Origin of the sequence: Lysinibacillus sp. FSL R7-0073, assembly GCF_038009065.1 — a bacterium.
In the GTDB taxonomy this organism is placed as follows: Bacteria; Bacillota; Bacilli; order Bacillales_A; family Planococcaceae; genus Lysinibacillus; species Lysinibacillus fusiformis.
In genome coordinates this window covers 1,710,839-1,726,365 of the sequence record NZ_JBBPAS010000001.1, presented here as the reverse complement: position 1 = coordinate 1,726,365, position 15,527 = coordinate 1,710,839, and the positions used below count along the sequence as shown (strand labels likewise).

The window sequence follows — 15,527 nt, the reverse complement described above, 5'->3', positions numbered from 1 at the left end:
TTTGCAAGGAGTTTTTGGTGTGCCAAAATCCTGACTAACTAGTTATTATACGAAACCATAATGCTTCGTACAGTCCCCCAAATCTTGTAATGACATTTTCGCCCTTTCTAAACTTTAACGCTGTTGAAATGATTGTGCAATAACTTCATAAACAATCATGAAAAAAACACGAAAATTATCAAAATTTTTCTAATCAACAGCGGAATCTTGACGAATTATAATACTTTAACATCATTCTACTAAAAAAACAAAAAAAGTGAAAATGCACTGCTTGAATACAGGCATTTCCACTTTCTTATTCTTTACTATTAATTAACGAGCTGAATAACCACCATCAATGACTAACTCAGCACCTGTAATATAAGAGGCTTCATCGGATGCTAAAAATAAGATTGCGTTCGCTACTTCTTCTGGTTGACCAAGACGTCCCATTGGCGTAGTTTTTACTAACATATCCATAGCTTCTTTTGCTTCCGATAATTTTGCTGTCATCGGTGTTTCAATAACACCTGGGAATACTGTATTGACACGGACATTGAAAGCACCAAGCTCTGAAGCTGCTGCACGAGCGATCGCACGTAAAGAGCCTTTAGATGCCGTATATGCATTGAAGCCTGCACCAATAATCGCTGTATAAGATGATGTATTAACGATTGAGCCTTTCCCTGCTTCCTTCATATATTTAGCTGCATGTTTAATGCCCAGGAATGGACCAAAAGCATTGATATTATGCATGATTGTCCAGTCCGCTTGTGTAATTTCATCGGGACCTTTTTCTGAAGAAATACCAGCATTGTTAATTAAAATATCAATTCGACCATATTTTTCGACAATTGCTTTTGTCACTTCTGCCCAGTTTTCGTCAGAAGAAACATCTAATTTCATCCCTTCTACATTTTCGAGTTCTGAAATTTTCGCTAGGTTCTCCTCGTTAATATCAGCTGCAATGACTGTAGCACCTTCTTGTGCAAACAATTTTGCCATCGCTGCCCCCATTCCAGATGCTCCACCTGTAATCATTGCGATTTTATTATTTAAACGTCCCATTACTTTATACTTCCTCTCACTTAAAATTTGTCTGTCGTACTAGTATAAACCGACCCTTTTAGACCACAACGAAAGTATAGGTTTAAATAGTTTACTGTTAAACTATATCATTTTTAGTAACCGTTTTCAAAGAATATCTCCTTATTCATGAACAATCTGTTTTATCTTTCCCCATTTTTACGATACGATATACTATAGATGTGGAACCATTTGAACGGAGGAATACAAGTGAAAGATCAAAAAAGACTTTATAAAGAGGCGATGCAAGTTTTAAAAGACACAAGTCGTACTTTTTATATACCTATCACTTTTTTAAAAAAAGATTTAAAGGTATCGGTAGCAGCTGCCTATTTAGCAATGCGTGCCATTGATGAAATAGAAGATCATGAACAGCTTTCCAATGATGTAAAGTTTGATTTATTATCAGCAACTAGCGACCTTTTAAAGGACACTTTTAACGAAGAGGCATACCAAGAGTTGTTAGCGCCTTATGCTGAACAGTTACCTGAGGTATCCCTCCGCTTAGCAGATTGGCTAACATTCTGCCCTGCGGAATCTCGAAAAATTGTCCAAGCTTCTACAAGTGAAATGGCTTATGGTATGGCGAAGTGGGCTAAAGCTAATTGGCAGGTGCATACACGCGAGGATTTAGATGATTATACATACTACGTAGCAGGGCTTGTTGGGACAATGCTGTCTGAGCTTTGGGCGTGGGGTGCAGACATTCAAACAGATCGCGATTTAGCAATTGGCTATGGTCGAGGTCTCCAGGCTGTCAATATTTTACGCAATCAGCATGAGGATATGGATGAGCGTGGCGTAAGTTTCGTTCCTGACGGCTGGACACGAGAGGATTTATTTGCTTATGCAGAGGAAAATCTCGCGAAAGCTGATCTTTATATGAAAGATATTAATAAACGCACCGTATTATTATTCTGTCGATTACCACTTGCATTAGCGCATAAAACATTGAAAGCCATGCAAGATGGTCGTGAAAAAATAACACGAACAGAGGTTGAACAAACGGTTGAAGAGGTACAGGCTGACTAATGGGTGGCTTGCATTTCTAGCATGACCCAGCAAAAACAATAAAACCCCTGCATGAGAATTTTCTCGTACAGGGGTTTCTTTTTGAGCAGCACTTATTATAAAGGTTTGTGTTACGCAAAGATCAGTAGCTAGTTTCAGATAAAACTCCATAAAAATCACGGACAAACCCCCATTGGTACGCACACTTTCTGCTTGCACAAAGCTTCAATCCACTAAAAGATACTCCCCTTAGATAAACTGCTACTTAAAGGGAGCATCATCTTACACTTTTAGTGGGTTTCTTTCCTTAAATTGTAGCAAGAAGCTGCACAATAACTTCATAGCTAAAAAAGACTGAAAGCATTGTTAACAATGTAAACACTACTTTTTCAACTTTACTACCTGTTTTTGTAGTAAGCGGTAGACGCACCGAAATGGATACTGGGAAAAATAGCTTAACACCCTTTTTGGTCCCCATATCCAGTAAAATATGGCTTGCCATCCCTAATAAAATACCTATTGTAATGGATTTATACGGTATAAATGTATGTAGTAGCATCCCCATCAAAAATAAAAACAGTAAACTATGTGTAAAGGAACGATGTCCAAACAGCGAATTAACCATTTTTGAAATGATGGGAAGCTTCCTTCCGATTTTGCTACCACCATGGCAAATATCTGGAAGTAATGCACCGATAACGCCTGCCCCTACCAAAACAAGCGGATTATCATTAGAAATTTGTGCAAAGGCTAAACTTGCTGTAATGCCCCCAACAATATGGGTATTCCCTTGCATAAATTACTTCCACCCTTCTTACGCATTTTGCGAACCTTCTTAATGTAACATAAATATGCCCAAAAAGGAACATACATTCCGAACGTACGATCTGAAATATTTTCGTCCAATAATTGTATAGCCATAAAATATATGGTTAAAAATAGGAATGGAGGTTATTTATGAAAGCGTATAGAGGTCTACTTATTATTATTTTGGCGATGGGTAGTAGCGCATGCCTTTGGTATTTTGCTACACCCATGACTCCCATTCATCCATTGAACAGGCTTGCCCATATTATTGGGGGCTTAGCGATTACAGGACTCTTCCTTGTGTTTCTTTTCTCTACAAGAATGAAAATATTAGAGCGCTGGTTCTATGGGCTAGAGCGCCTAAATTTTTATCATAAAGTTTTTGCCATTTTTTCACTTGGGTTCATCATTATCCATGGACAATTGCAAAAGATGGTTCCCGATGAAGATCTGCCACAAACATCTTTTCGTGAATGGGCGAAAGAGCTTGGTGAGCTCGCACAATATGGCTTTATTATTCTGATCGCCCTCGCATTCCTAGCAAAATTTTTAAAATATGAGCATTGGCGCTGGCTACACCGCTTATTGCTGCTCCCTTATACATTGGGCATTTACCATACTTATTTTTCGAGCGAATATGATTTATTACAGCCCTCAGCATTAGGTATTTTCACGGCTCTTACGACAACCATTGGATTTATGTCTGCCCTGTATATGATGACCATGTATCAAGATATGTTCTTCCCGTATAACGGAGCTATTTCCAACATTCAAAAACTGAATGCCCATGTTATTGAATTAGAGCTAACCCTCACGAAAAACCTTCATTTCCGACCTGGACAATTTCTCTTTCTAAAAATCTTTCAGGAAGGCATTGAAAAAGCACCACACCCCTTCTCTATTTCTGGTGGGGATGGAGAAAAAATTAGGGTGACGATTAAAGCAGTCGGCGATTTTACAAAGCAGGTCTACAATCAAATACAAGTGGATACCCCTGTTGCCATTGATGGTCCTTTTGGCCATTTTGACTTTGCCAAAGGAGCCAATCAACAACTTTGGATTGCTGGGGGCATTGGCATTACGCCATTTATCGCCTATTTACAAACAAAACCAACTAAAAAAATTCATTTATATTATTCCTTTCATGGTGTAGAAAATATTGTTTATAAAGATTTTCTACTGAACTATGCGCAATCTAATGAGCAATTTACGGTCACTTTTATAGATACAACACAGATGGATAGGCTTACTTTTGACCAGATGACCATACCAGCTCATACAAGTATTTATCTATGTGGACCCGAAAAAATGCTGAAGCACTTCAAATCGTCCGCTCCTACTCGCCATATAGAATGGGAGGCATTTAAATTAAGATAGCGGGGGTTGCCCTTCAGACTGTAGACAAGCTCAAAAAAATTTGAGATGATCTATAGTCTTTTTAATAATGAAATGAAGCAAAGCTGTTGATTTCCACTACGGGCGGACGGTGTCGAGCTACTTCCCTCGCTTCATTTCACATAGAAAATATCCCCTCTATCCATGACCTCGACTTCCCGCTTTTCCCGCAAGGTTCGCCGCCCTTCGTTCCAACACATATTTTCTAAGACCAATGATAGATTCTATTAAAAGCATGAAAAATTCAGTTGTTGCTTCTTGCAAATTTTGAGCTTGATGCGTCATGGCATCGAGGCGATCACCACCTCATCAAAAAATCCTATATTCAAGACCCTTTAATTCGAGCAATTTACTTGGAATTTGAAATCATTTATCGTATAGTAAAAACGCAACTTATAATGAAGGAGTCAAAATAAATGACAGTGACAAAAAGCAATTTAAATAAAATCATGCATGACCGTAAATCTGTTCGTAAATACGACGAAAATTATAAAATTCCTCAAGGACAACTAGAAGAACTACTAGTAGAAGCCACTTCTGCACCTTCTTCAAGTAACTTACAGCCATGGCGCTTTATAGTCATTCAAGATGAGGCAATTAAAAAAGAGTTACGTGCCATTGCTAACAATCAAGAACAAGTGGAAACTTCCTCAGCTGTTATTGCTGTCCTAGGTGATACAAAAATGTACGAAAATGCTGAATCAATCTTTACAAAAAATTTCGATCTTGGTTATATTAATGAAGCAACAAAGGATTTAATGATTAATAATTCTATGAACTTATATTCTCAGCTTCCTCAGGAGGTTTTAAAGAATATCGTTACATTTGATGCTGGTCTAATTTCGATGCAAATCATGCTTTTAGCAAAAGACATGGGCTACGATACAGTACCAATGGGTGGATTCAATAAAGAAGCCTTCGCCAAACATTTTGAATTAGCGGATCATATCGTACCCGTTATTTTAATTGCGATTGGTAAAGCAGCAGCCCCTGCCTACAATTCTTCACGTATTGAGCTAGAGCATATCGCCAAATTTATGTAATACATGTAAAATTGTCACCTTTCTATATGGGAAGGTGACTTTTTTCTGAATAAGATGGCATGTCAGATACCACTACAAACATAGGATAGTAATGTTTGTAAGCAGTACAAGGTGAAAAACTTGAAAAATGATTCTCCAAAACTAGCATATTCATTTTCCCAAGGATATTTTTTGCATTTCTTTCATTCATTACTCAAAAAATCATCATAAAAGAACGAATAGAAATTTTCTATCTAGTACATTTGTGCGATTTCTACTAAAAATTACATATAAATGGTTGTAGATTAAACATAATAGGATTGGTATTATTAGGAGGTATTTTCTTAAGAAAGGAGGTTTTTCTGATGGACTATAATTATTATAACTCTGATTTGGATGCAGCCATGGGAGGCTTATTTATTATCCTAATTTTAGCATCTCTTGTTCTTGGGCTAATCGCCTACATTATTAGTGCACTCATTTATTTTATGACATCTAAAACAAATGGTTTTGGAGATGTAGCCTATATTGCTTGGATTCCTATCATTAATGTATACAGCCTTTTCCTACTGACTGCTGGTGGAGATAATCGAGAAACGATTCGTGCAACTGCTCTAAAAAATACCCTTATTTATGCAGGCTTGTTTATCGTTTCGTTTATACCAGTTATCGGTTTACTCGCATCTATAGGAATGGTGGGCTTTACATTGTATTTCACATACCGCCTATTCTATCGCTGGTGTGGTGAAACTGGTAAGGCTGTACTTTACACAATTCTAATGGTTATTACAGGCGGGTTGTTCTTTGCGATTTACGGTTTAATGCGCATGAACAGACCATTCGTCGCTTAGTTCACCATCCTAAAACCTCTTTAAGTCTTCAGACTAAAGAGGTTTTTTGGCGTATTTTCACATAATAATGCCGCATAGATTTAGGAATTCCTTTTAATGCTAGGGTGCCATTATAGACTAAATACCGAATTCTAAATTCTAAATAAAAGATGTTTGGCGGTTCCTCCATTCTAGCAAGTAGCTCTAAAAGAAATATTCCAGTTTGAATAAAATCCACATTTCCCTGTTCCTGATGCATTTCTTTTAGCCTCATCACGATGAGAGAGTCATAAAAATTCTCAGGCACCTCTTGAATATGCTGATGCTTCCATTGACGAAGCACTGCTGTTGATTCTGCCAGACCTTCCCATTGCTGTAGAAATTTTTGACGTTCCTTTACTGATAATCTCTTTTTTTCATACAGATTTGGATTCCACTGACGTTCAATCACTTGCTGTCCATTTGTATGTATAAGAAATATTTCATTGTGGTGATCATGCAATAAATAGAGGAAAAACAAAAGCCCACATTGTTCTTCTATATTGTCCCCACACCAAATATAGACAGGTAGGTGACTCGGGATATCCCGTATCTCTCGAATCACCTCTCTTAATGTAGTATGACCAACAAATTCATCCATCTCATCATTAATATTTTCCATTAACCACTTTTGGCGGCATGCTTGTCCTTTTACTTCATCAAGCTTCCACAGCGGTCCGATAGACAAATCCTCTGGAAAGCCAATGACATATTTAGGCGGAGCAAGTGCCACTCTTAAGGAACCTGCTGCAGATTCTGAGCAAACAATATGTGCAACCCCGGCAGTTGTTGTCGTCTTACTCATTCTTTGATGCCCAATGTAATCATTAATAATGTCGACCAAATAACTAAGGTGTTCCGCCGCACCCCAAAAAGACCATCCCTCTTTAGGATCTCTTTGTTCATGCCGAAATGTTGTAAATGGCTCTGATGGCGGAAGCTCATACCCCTCCCATTCTCCTTTTTCCAAGACATTTGCTAATGTAATGTAATCGAGCGTTTGAATTTTATATACAAGTACCTGATTGGGTTCGTACAAAAAATAGATAAATGGATAGTGCATCACTGTTTCCATATCCTTGGTCTCCTTTTCAAATTATAGTATCATGATAATCTCTTCCATTATTTAATAAAAAAGCAGCTAGCCCATACAAGAAGTATGTTATTATTATAGTTAGAAAATTTTGAATTTCTGTCAAGTAAAGGGGATTGATAATATGTATGAAAATATTTTAAGACATCCAGGGCCAACACCGATTCCAAAGAGAGTTCAACTGGCGATGAGTCGAGATATTTTTAGTCATCGGAGTCAAGAATTTGTAGAATTATACCGAGAGACGATTGAAGCCGTAAAGCCTGTCTTTGGAACGACACAGGACATTTTACTTTTGCCATCAGGCGGGACAGCTGCACTAGAAGCTGCGGCAGTTAATACGGTTGCCGCTGGTGAGGAAGTTGTGGTCATTACTGTTGGGGCATTCGGTGACTATTTCGTTTCCATTTGTGAGCAATACGGCTTCCATGTACACAAGCTTGAAAAAGAATGGGGACAAGCTTGCACACCTGAGGAGCTACGAGCATTTTTACAACCATTACAAAATATCAAAGCGGTTTTTGTCACATATAACGAAACATCTACAGGCATTTTAAACCCTGTTGCTGAATTAGCACAAGTAATTCATGACGAAACAGAAGCTCTCGTAATCGTGGATGGCGTAAGCTGCATCGGTGGCGCGCCGGCTGAAATGGATGCTTGGGGTATTGATATTCTCGTGACAGGCTCTCAAAAAGCGATGATGCTTCCACCTGGACTCTCTCTTGTCAGTGTCAGCGAAAGAGCTTGGCAAGTCATTGAAGACAATCAAACGCCAGCATATTATTTAAATCTATTAAGTTATCGTAGTTGGGCAGAAAAGGGGATGACGCCAAATACTCCTGCTATCACACTTATTGATGGCCTACATGAGGTTTGTCAGCTAATTGAACAGGAAGGCGGCTTCTCACAGACAATTGCCCGTCACGAACTTATGAAAAACATGGTACGTAGCGCTATGAAAGCATTACACATTGAGCTCTTAACTGAAGATCAATACGCCTCCCCTACCATTACAGCTATTAAGGCACCAAATGGAATTGAGCTTGGTGAATTTTTAACGCACCTTAAGCAGCAATATCACTTAGATTTTGCAGGTGGCCTTGGTCATCTACAAGGTAAAATTTTCAGATTCGGCCATATGGGCTATTGCTTCCCAAGTGATATACTACAAGCCGTATCCTTATTGGAGGCAGCGCTCCAAGACTTCAATTATGACTTCCAGCCAGGCGCAGGGGTTCTTGCAGCTCAAGAAGTATATTTAGTAGCTCAACGTAAAGCATTGCAACTTTAATAAAAAAACAGGTGAAGAATTTTTCTTCACCTGTTTTTGCGCTTTTGATCAACTTGATTTGGGCAAGACTTTCCCTTTTCGAACAAAAAAGTACTATCATTTTCAACCTAAATCCCTGCTCTTAGCCAAATACATAGAACGCATGCTGTCTGGGACCATGCTACCACCCGTTGCCCACACAAGATGGGTTGCCTGTGCCATATGCTTTGTAAGTCCACGCTGTGCTAAATAGTGTTGACCTTTTTGGAGCACGCGAATGGCGCCAAACATTCCTGCATGTGCTGATGGCTCTAAAAATAATTTTTCGCTATCGATAGCTAAACCTAATGAGGTAAACAACTCTTCATCTGTCACTGTATAGCAGCCACTTATATACGTCTCCATCACTTTTCCTACAAACTTGGAAGCGCGGCCCACTGCAAGACCATCTGCTTCGGTTTTATTGTCTAATTCAATATCCTCTACACAGATAGCATCATGAAGCCCTGTCATTAAGCCTAGCGTCATGCAAGGTGAGGCAACAGGTTCTGCGAAGAAAATATGCACATGTTCGCCAAATATTTCTCGTAATCCGTAGGCAACACCGCCTGGTCCTCCCCCCACCCCACACGGTAAATACACAAACAATGGATATGTGGCATTGACAGCAACATTCATGTTTTCTAATTGCCCTTTTAAACGCATTGCTGCGACTGCATAGCCTGCAAACAAATCCTTTGAATTTTCATCATCAATGAAATGACACATAGGATCTAATTCTGCTTCTTGACGCCCCTGTTCAACGGCAACACTGTAATCAGCCTCATATTCAACTACCGTGGCACCTTTTTCTCTGAGTAAAGCTTTTTTCCATTCCTTCGCATCACTCGACATATGTACAACGACATTAAAGCCGAGCTTCTTGCCTATAATGCCGATACTTAAACCTAAATTTCCTGTAGAGCCAACCGCAATGGTATATTGCTGAAAGAAGGACTGAAACTCCACTGATGCTAAACGCCCATAATCATCTGTTTTTAGAAGCTTCCCACTTGCTAATGCCAGCCTTTCAGCATGCTTTAAGACCTCATAAATGCCTCCTCGTGCTTTGATGGAGCCTGAGATAGGTAAAGCATGATCCGATTTTAAAAGCAACTGACCTTCTATCGACACACCATATTTATTTTCAAGCGCACTTTTCAAAGCAGGAATTTCTAGAATGTCTGATTCAATTAGTCCATTACTTTCCACAAGCTCAGGGAATGCCACTATTAAATATGAAGAAAAGCGTTGTAACGTTTCCTCTGCTTCCTTTACTTCTTCCATCGTAAAGAACGACGTTTCCGGCCGTTTTACCCAATTTGTATTTTCCCAAAGTACAGTATCTTTAGCTGCCATCGATTTTAACTGTGGAAATTGCTCTAAAAGATCATGCTTATGCTCATTTTTCACCTGTAGAGTCCTCCATTTTTTGTGCAGAAATCGCTCGTTCACAAATTTGTCGAAATTTCATTTCAAACGAAATATTGTTTTCTTGTGTCCTTTTTTTAGGGCCCTTGGTGCGTCCACCTGCTCGTCGAATTTTTTGACCAACATGGCGCATATCGAGCAAGCGTTCGATATTTTCATTAGACATTTCTCGTCCATTTTGATCAATTGGATACCCTCCTCTTGCTAACACCATTGCCGCTAGCCCATAATCCTGTGTAATGACAATATCGTGTTTTGAAAGCGCGTTCACTAGCGTAAAATCAACCGAATCAGGACCTTTCGGCACGATAATTGTTATTACATTATCACGTTCTACACGATGGGATGTATCGCAAAATAAGATAGTTTCAATCTCAAACTCAGATGATACAGATAGCGCCAAATCCACTACTGGACAGGCATCAGCGTCTATAAGAACCTTCACAATAAGGCATCATTCCTTTCTCATAATTAGATGAATACACACACTTAACATTATTTCAAAATAATATTTTTCTGACCCTTCTTGCTCAATTTTTCACAAACTAAAAAAGTATTTTATTGAATAGTTTGAAAAATAAATATACGATACACCTATCAACTAAATGGGGGTTTTACTATGACAATCACAACTGTTAGCAACGAACAATTAGCTAAAGAATACGTAGATGGCGTATTCGAGCAACTTAAACAACAGAACTGTCATCAAGCGGAGTTTCTACAAGCAGCTGAAGAAATTTTCATTTCATTAGTACCTGTATTCGTCCAACATCCTGAATACATTAAGGCCAATATTTTATCTCGTATTGTTGAGCCGGATCGCATCATTTCCTTCCGTGTCGCTTGGCAAGATGATACGAACCAAGTGCAAGTAAATCGTGGGTATCGTGTACAATATAGCAATGTCATGGGGCCTTATAAAGGCGGTTTACGCTTCCACCCTTCTGTAAATGAATCCATCATTAAATTCCTAGGCTTTGAACAAATCTTTAAAAATGCATTAACAGGGCAACCAATCGGTGGCGGTAAAGGTGGTTCTAACTTTGATCCGAAAGGTAAGTCAGATTCAGAAATCATGCGTTTCTGCCAAGCCTTCATGACTGAATTATACCGTCATATTGGTCCAGATGTCGATGTTCCTGCTGGTGATATTGGTGTAGGTGCTCGTGAAGTAGGTTATTTATGGGGTCAATATAAACGTCTAACTAAAGCTAGTGAATCAGGTGTATTAACTGGGAAAATTCCTGGTTATGGTGGGTCCTTAGCACGTAAAGAGGCAACGGGTTACGGTACAGTTTATTTCGTCAATGAGATGTTAAAAGATGCGAACGATTCATTTGAAGGAAAAACAGTGGTTGTTTCTGGTTCTGGAAATGTTTCGACGTATGCGATTGAGAAAGCACAACAATATGGTGCAAAAGTAGTTGCTTGCTCTGATTCCGCAGGCTATATTTATGACCCAGAAGGCTTAGATTTAGATGTCATTAAGGAAATTAAGGAAGTTAAAGGTGATCGTATTTCAACTTACGTAACTTACCGACCAAATGCTACTTTTACAAATGGCTGCACTGGCATTTGGACTATTCCTTGTGACATCGCTCTACCATGTGCTACTCAAAACGAAATTAACGGTGAGTCAGCTCGTACATTAATTTCTAATGGGGTCAAAGCAATTGGCGAAGGTGCCAACATGCCTTCTGATCTTGAAGCAATTAATGAATTCTTAAATGCTGGTGTATTGTTCGGACCAGCAAAAGCAGCGAATGCTGGAGGAGTTGCCGTATCTGCTCTTGAAATGGCACAAGATTCAAGCCGCGTATTTTGGTCATTTGAAGAAGTAGATGCGAAACTTCATCAAATTATGAAAGATATTTATTCAGATAGTAAAGCCGCTGCTGAAAAATATGGCTTCCCTGGCAACTTAGTTATGGGGGCAAACATCGCTGGCTTTATTAAGGTGGCAGATGGAATGCTTGCTGAAGGCATTTATTAATTACTGTCCTAGCTATCTATCACAAATCCACCATCCAGTTACAGAGCATTTCAAAAACACAAGGTGATGACGATTATTCGTCATCAACTTGTGTTTTTATTGTAAATTAGCAATAAATGATAGAAACAAACACACAAAACGAACATTTTTCATATTAATTATTTAAAATATTCGTGTTATAATTTTAGAGTACTATGAATATTGGAGGGTTTTTTGTGGAATTAATGTATACAGGGAAAACGAAAAATGTGTTCAAATTAGAAGACGGTCATTATTTATTAAAATTTAAAGACGATGTAACAGGTGAAAACGGCGTGTTCGACCCAGGCGCTAATACGGTTGGCTTAACAATTGATGGTGCTGGCTTAGCGGGTCTACGCTTAACTTCTTATTTCTATTCTAAATTAAATGAACAAGGTGTACCTACTCACTATGTAGATGCAAACTTTGATGATGCAACAATGACTGTAAAACCTGCAACAGTTTTTGGAAACGGTTTGGAAGTAATTTGCCGCTTTAAAGCAGTTGGCTCCTTCTTACGACGCTACGGTGCCTATGTGAAGGAAGGCCAAGATCTTGATGCCTTTGTGGAAGTTACCATTAAAGATGATGATCGCCAAGATCCTCCGATCTCTGAAGATGCATTAGCTATGTTAAACCTGTTAACACACGAAGAATATGCCATTTTAAAACAACGTACAATTGAAATTTCTAAATTTGTAGGAACTGAGCTTGCTAAAAAGGGCTTAGCGCTTTATGACATTAAGTTGGAATTCGGCCGTGATGCCCAAACTAATGAAATTTTATTAATCGATGAAATTTCTGGTGGTAATATGCGTGCTTACAAAGGTGAGCAATATATTGAACCATTAGAGCTTGAAAAAATGATGTTAAGTCACTAATAAGAGTCGCCTTTGTGCGGCTCTTTTGTTATGAAAATAACTTATTTTTACTTTCTACGAAACTTTTCACTGTATCACTCGTATACTAACTATGCGTAACATGCAATTATTCTATTATTTTGGAGGTAGTTTGATGGAAAACTTTAATGACACACAGAAAGAAGAAAGGCCAAAGGTGAATCCGTTTATATCCGTTTGGTTACATCCAAAGCAAACCGCTCGCTATATGATTAACGAAAAATCAATCGGCTTTGCTATTTTGATTATGTCCATCGGTTATATCGGTTCTATCATGTCAGGGCTGACGGATTCGGAGTTTTTCACTGATCTTTCCCCTTGGTTATTGGCTTTACTGTGTGTAATTCTTGCTCCAATCGCTGGTATTATCGGGACAGCTATATCCGCTCTAATCACATGGCTATTTGGTAAACTATTTAAGGGTACTGGCACGTATTCAGACTTATTTAAAGGGCTGAGCCTTACAGCTGTACCATTTATAGTGCTTATTCCATTTTATTTAATATGGTTATTCACTTCACCAGAATCTTTACTTGATCCAAACTTTATGGGCTCACTGCCATGGATTTTTTGGCCAGCTATTTTAGCTTCTATTGTTGTAACGATTTGGTCTTTCGTCATTTCAGTCGGTGTGGTAGCAGAAGCACACCAAATCTCTAATTGGATGGCCTTTTTCACTATCTTTATTCCTGGAATTATTTTATTCATCTTGTTCTTCGTTCTTTTCTTCATTATTCTCGTTGGGATTATTGGTGTTGGCATGATGTAAAAAAACCTCCCCTCTCATTTAAGAGAGTGGGAGATTTTTTTATAGTTTAAATTGGGCAATCAATGTCTTTAATTCTAAAGCTAATGTTGATAATTGGGCTGATTTCCCCGCCATAACGTCCATTGAGCTACTTGTCTGTTCTGTTGTCGCTGTCGTTTGCTCCACACCTGCCGCAGATTCCTCTGCGACCGCAGCAATTTCTTGAATTGCGCTATTCATTTTTTGACCATCTTCGGTTACTTTTGATAAATTGCTGGAAATCAATTGAACACTATCTACAACATCATTAATAGAATTACTAATCGTCGTAAACGTTTCACTCGTAGCTTTAATTTGATTGGTACCTTCTTTTACTTCCTGATAGCCGTCCTCTAATGAGCTCGTAACGACATCAAAATCTTGCTGAATATTTGTGACAATCGATGTAATATCATTGACTGAAAAGGCTACTTGTTCTGCAAGCTTACGTACTTCATCTGCCACTACCGCAAATCCTTTGCCATGTTCCCCAGCTCTAGCAGCCTCAATCGCGGCATTTAAAGCTAATAAATTCGTTTGATCGGCTATATCTTTAATAACAACGACCAATTTTGAAATTTCCTGTGCTTGAGCATCTAATTTTTTTACTTTCTCTACGGCATTTTGTACAATGCCATCAATCTTACTCATTTGAGAATTCGAAGATGTCATGAGCTGACTTCCTTCATTGGTTAAACCTAATACTTCAACAGAAGATTGATGAATATGCTCCCCATGCTGATTTGTTTCACGTAAATCCGCAGTAAAACGTTCCATTAAGGAAGTTAATTCGTTAGAATGATGCGCTTGTCCCTCCGCACCAGATGCTAATTCATTCATCGTAATAGCCACTTGCCCAGCACCCATATTCACTTCATTAGCTGATTGTGATAGCTCCTTACTGGATGTATTGATTAAATCAGACGCTTGAGCAATATTGTGTATCATGTCCTTCAATTTTGCTTGCATTTGATTCATAGCGTTTGCCAGTTTACCAATTTCATCTTTTGAGCGAATAGACATACTTTCTTGCGTCAAATCACCCTCCGCAAATCGCTCCATCGCTTGGACCACTCGGTTAATTGGTTTAGCCATACTATTCGCATATTGCCAAATAACAAATATCCCGATAATAATAGCCACACCAATCACAATAACCGTTAATTTCAATATACTCTCCGCTGGCTTATTAAAGTCTGCTAAATATGTACTGGCACCAATAACCCATCCCCAATACGGATCCGTTTCTGCATAGACCCCTTTTTCTTCTAGTTGATCTGAATTTGGTAATGGCCACGAATAGGAGGCAAATCCACCACCTTCATTCCCCTTAGCAATGATTTCCTGCATATACTTAACCCCATTGTCATCCTGCTCATCCCAGACATTATTTCCCTCGATATTTGGATGCGCAATAGAGTTCCCCTTTTGGTCCACAACAAAGATATAACCATTCTCACCTAGTTTAATATTTTTATTAATAGGTCGCTTTCCTTCACTATCCATTTCACCTAAAATAGCGACCTTCACTTTCTCTTGCGCTTCATCTAAAGATAAATTATCTGCCTCTACCTCTTGATTAAACTGTTCAATCATAGCAATGGTCATTTCCACACTGTTTCTTAAATTTTCTTTTCCCACCGACTCTAAATTTGATTTACTTTGTTGATAGCTTAGATAACCTAAAGTAATAAGGGGAATCATTAAAAGCAATAAAGAGAAAGCAATTAGCTTGGCTTTAATGGACCGAAATTGAACGAATGTTTTCATGTATTTTATCTCCTCTTTTTAACAGACCTAAGACCTATTTTCCTTTAAAAAT

The 15,527-nt window shown here is 38.5% G+C and carries 14 protein-coding genes; 8 read left to right on the top strand and 6 right to left on the bottom strand.

The window, feature by feature from the left end:
* Nucleotides 1–312: 312 nt before the first annotated feature.
* Entirely contained in the window at nt 313–1,047 is a 735-nt protein-coding gene (locus MKY88_RS08170; RefSeq protein ID WP_008181884.1) for an SDR family NAD(P)-dependent oxidoreductase, read from the bottom strand.
* Nucleotides 1,048–1,275: 228 nt separating this feature from the next.
* Here MKY88_RS08170 and MKY88_RS08165 point away from each other — a divergent pair, with 228 nt between their 5' ends.
* Nucleotides 1,276–2,097: a squalene/phytoene synthase family protein gene (locus MKY88_RS08165; RefSeq protein ID WP_232540491.1), complete on the top strand. Its 822-nt coding sequence runs from the start codon at nt 1,276–1,278 to the stop codon at nt 2,095–2,097.
* 286 nt (nt 2,098–2,383) lie between these two features.
* On the opposite strand, the gene MKY88_RS08160 is transcribed toward MKY88_RS08165, so the two are convergent.
* A complete protein-coding gene (locus MKY88_RS08160) occupies nt 2,384–2,872 on the bottom strand; it encodes a metal-dependent hydrolase (RefSeq protein ID WP_340813367.1) in 489 nt (162 codons plus the stop codon).
* A 161-nt stretch (nt 2,873–3,033) separates the two neighbouring features.
* Between MKY88_RS08160 and MKY88_RS08155 the strand changes: the two genes are divergently transcribed.
* The 3 genes from MKY88_RS08155 (at nt 3,034) to MKY88_RS08145 (ending at nt 6,151) form a co-directional block, all read left to right on the top strand.
* Entirely contained in the window at nt 3,034–4,260 is a 1,227-nt protein-coding gene (locus MKY88_RS08155; RefSeq protein ID WP_340813366.1) for a ferredoxin reductase family protein, read from the top strand.
* A 434-nt stretch (nt 4,261–4,694) separates the two neighbouring features.
* Entirely contained in the window at nt 4,695–5,321 is a 627-nt protein-coding gene (locus MKY88_RS08150; RefSeq protein WP_069480822.1) for a nitroreductase family protein, read from the top strand.
* Nucleotides 5,322–5,665: 344 nt separating this feature from the next.
* A complete protein-coding gene (locus tag MKY88_RS08145; RefSeq protein WP_069480821.1) occupies nt 5,666–6,151 on the top strand; it encodes a hypothetical protein in 486 nt (161 codons plus the stop codon).
* Between the two features lie 28 nt (nt 6,152–6,179).
* On the opposite strand, the gene MKY88_RS08140 is transcribed toward MKY88_RS08145, so the two are convergent.
* The gene (locus MKY88_RS08140) at nt 6,180–7,244 is read right to left on the bottom strand and encodes a DUF1835 domain-containing protein (RefSeq protein ID WP_340813365.1); all 1,065 of its coding nucleotides are present in this window, start codon (nt 7,242–7,244) and stop codon (nt 6,180–6,182) included.
* A 142-nt stretch (nt 7,245–7,386) separates the two neighbouring features.
* Here MKY88_RS08140 and MKY88_RS08135 point away from each other — a divergent pair, with 142 nt between their 5' ends.
* The gene (locus tag MKY88_RS08135) at nt 7,387–8,556 is read left to right on the top strand and encodes a pyridoxal-phosphate-dependent aminotransferase family protein (RefSeq protein WP_340813364.1); all 1,170 of its coding nucleotides are present in this window, start codon (nt 7,387–7,389) and stop codon (nt 8,554–8,556) included.
* Nucleotides 8,557–8,658: 102 nt separating this feature from the next.
* On the opposite strand, the gene MKY88_RS08130 is transcribed toward MKY88_RS08135, so the two are convergent.
* Nucleotides 8,659–9,987, bottom strand: a complete 1,329-nt coding sequence (locus tag MKY88_RS08130; protein WP_340813362.1) for a D-serine ammonia-lyase — start codon at nt 9,985–9,987, stop codon at nt 8,659–8,661.
* On the bottom strand, nt 9,977–10,450 hold the full coding sequence (locus tag MKY88_RS08125; RefSeq protein ID WP_031419490.1) for a YaiI/YqxD family protein: 474 nt from the start codon (nt 10,448–10,450) through the stop codon (nt 9,977–9,979). The genes MKY88_RS08130 and MKY88_RS08125 overlap by 11 nt, the downstream gene beginning before the upstream one ends.
* Before the next feature lie 174 nt (nt 10,451–10,624).
* Here MKY88_RS08125 and gdhA point away from each other — a divergent pair, with 174 nt between their 5' ends.
* The 3 genes from gdhA to MKY88_RS08110 all read left to right on the top strand — a co-directional run bounded on the left by gdhA (nt 10,625) and on the right by MKY88_RS08110 (nt 13,687).
* Nucleotides 10,625–11,998 (top strand): NADP-specific glutamate dehydrogenase, encoded by a 1,374-nt coding sequence (gene gdhA / locus MKY88_RS08120; protein WP_193831502.1) that lies wholly within the window; start codon nt 10,625–10,627, stop codon nt 11,996–11,998.
* A gap of 215 nt (nt 11,999–12,213) precedes the next feature.
* Nucleotides 12,214–12,900 carry a phosphoribosylaminoimidazolesuccinocarboxamide synthase gene (locus MKY88_RS08115; RefSeq protein WP_258268274.1) on the top strand — a complete coding sequence of 229 codons (687 nt, stop codon included), beginning with the start codon at nt 12,214–12,216 and terminating at the stop codon, nt 12,898–12,900.
* A gap of 133 nt (nt 12,901–13,033) precedes the next feature.
* On the top strand, nt 13,034–13,687 hold the full coding sequence (locus MKY88_RS08110; RefSeq protein WP_193831500.1) for a Yip1 family protein: 654 nt from the start codon (nt 13,034–13,036) through the stop codon (nt 13,685–13,687).
* 39 nt (nt 13,688–13,726) lie between these two features.
* Here the strand turns inward: MKY88_RS08110 and MKY88_RS08105 are convergent, their stop codons facing one another.
* A complete protein-coding gene (locus MKY88_RS08105) occupies nt 13,727–15,475 on the bottom strand; it encodes a methyl-accepting chemotaxis protein (RefSeq protein WP_340813360.1) in 1,749 nt (582 codons plus the stop codon).
* Nucleotides 15,476–15,527 lie beyond the last annotated feature (52 nt).

Coding starts and splice junctions, on each gene's coding strand:
- MKY88_RS08170 (WP_008181884.1), bottom strand. CDS start 1,047: ATGGGACGTTTAAATAATAAAATCGCAATGATTACAGGTGGAGCATCT.
- MKY88_RS08160 (WP_340813367.1), bottom strand. CDS start 2,872: ATGCAAGGGAATACCCATATTGTTGGGGGCATTACAGCAAGTTTAGCC.
- MKY88_RS08155 (WP_340813366.1), top strand. CDS start 3,034: ATGAAAGCGTATAGAGGTCTACTTATTATTATTTTGGCGATGGGTAGT.
- MKY88_RS08150 (WP_069480822.1), top strand. CDS start 4,695: ATGACAGTGACAAAAAGCAATTTAAATAAAATCATGCATGACCGTAAA.
- MKY88_RS08145 (WP_069480821.1), top strand. CDS start 5,666: ATGGACTATAATTATTATAACTCTGATTTGGATGCAGCCATGGGAGGC.
- MKY88_RS08140 (WP_340813365.1), bottom strand. CDS start 7,244: ATGGAAACAGTGATGCACTATCCATTTATCTATTTTTTGTACGAACCC.
- MKY88_RS08135 (WP_340813364.1), top strand. CDS start 7,387: ATGTATGAAAATATTTTAAGACATCCAGGGCCAACACCGATTCCAAAG.
- gdhA (WP_193831502.1), top strand. CDS start 10,625: ATGACAATCACAACTGTTAGCAACGAACAATTAGCTAAAGAATACGTA.
- MKY88_RS08110 (WP_193831500.1), top strand. CDS start 13,034: ATGGAAAACTTTAATGACACACAGAAAGAAGAAAGGCCAAAGGTGAAT.
- MKY88_RS08105 (WP_340813360.1), bottom strand. CDS start 15,475: ATGAAAACATTCGTTCAATTTCGGTCCATTAAAGCCAAGCTAATTGCT.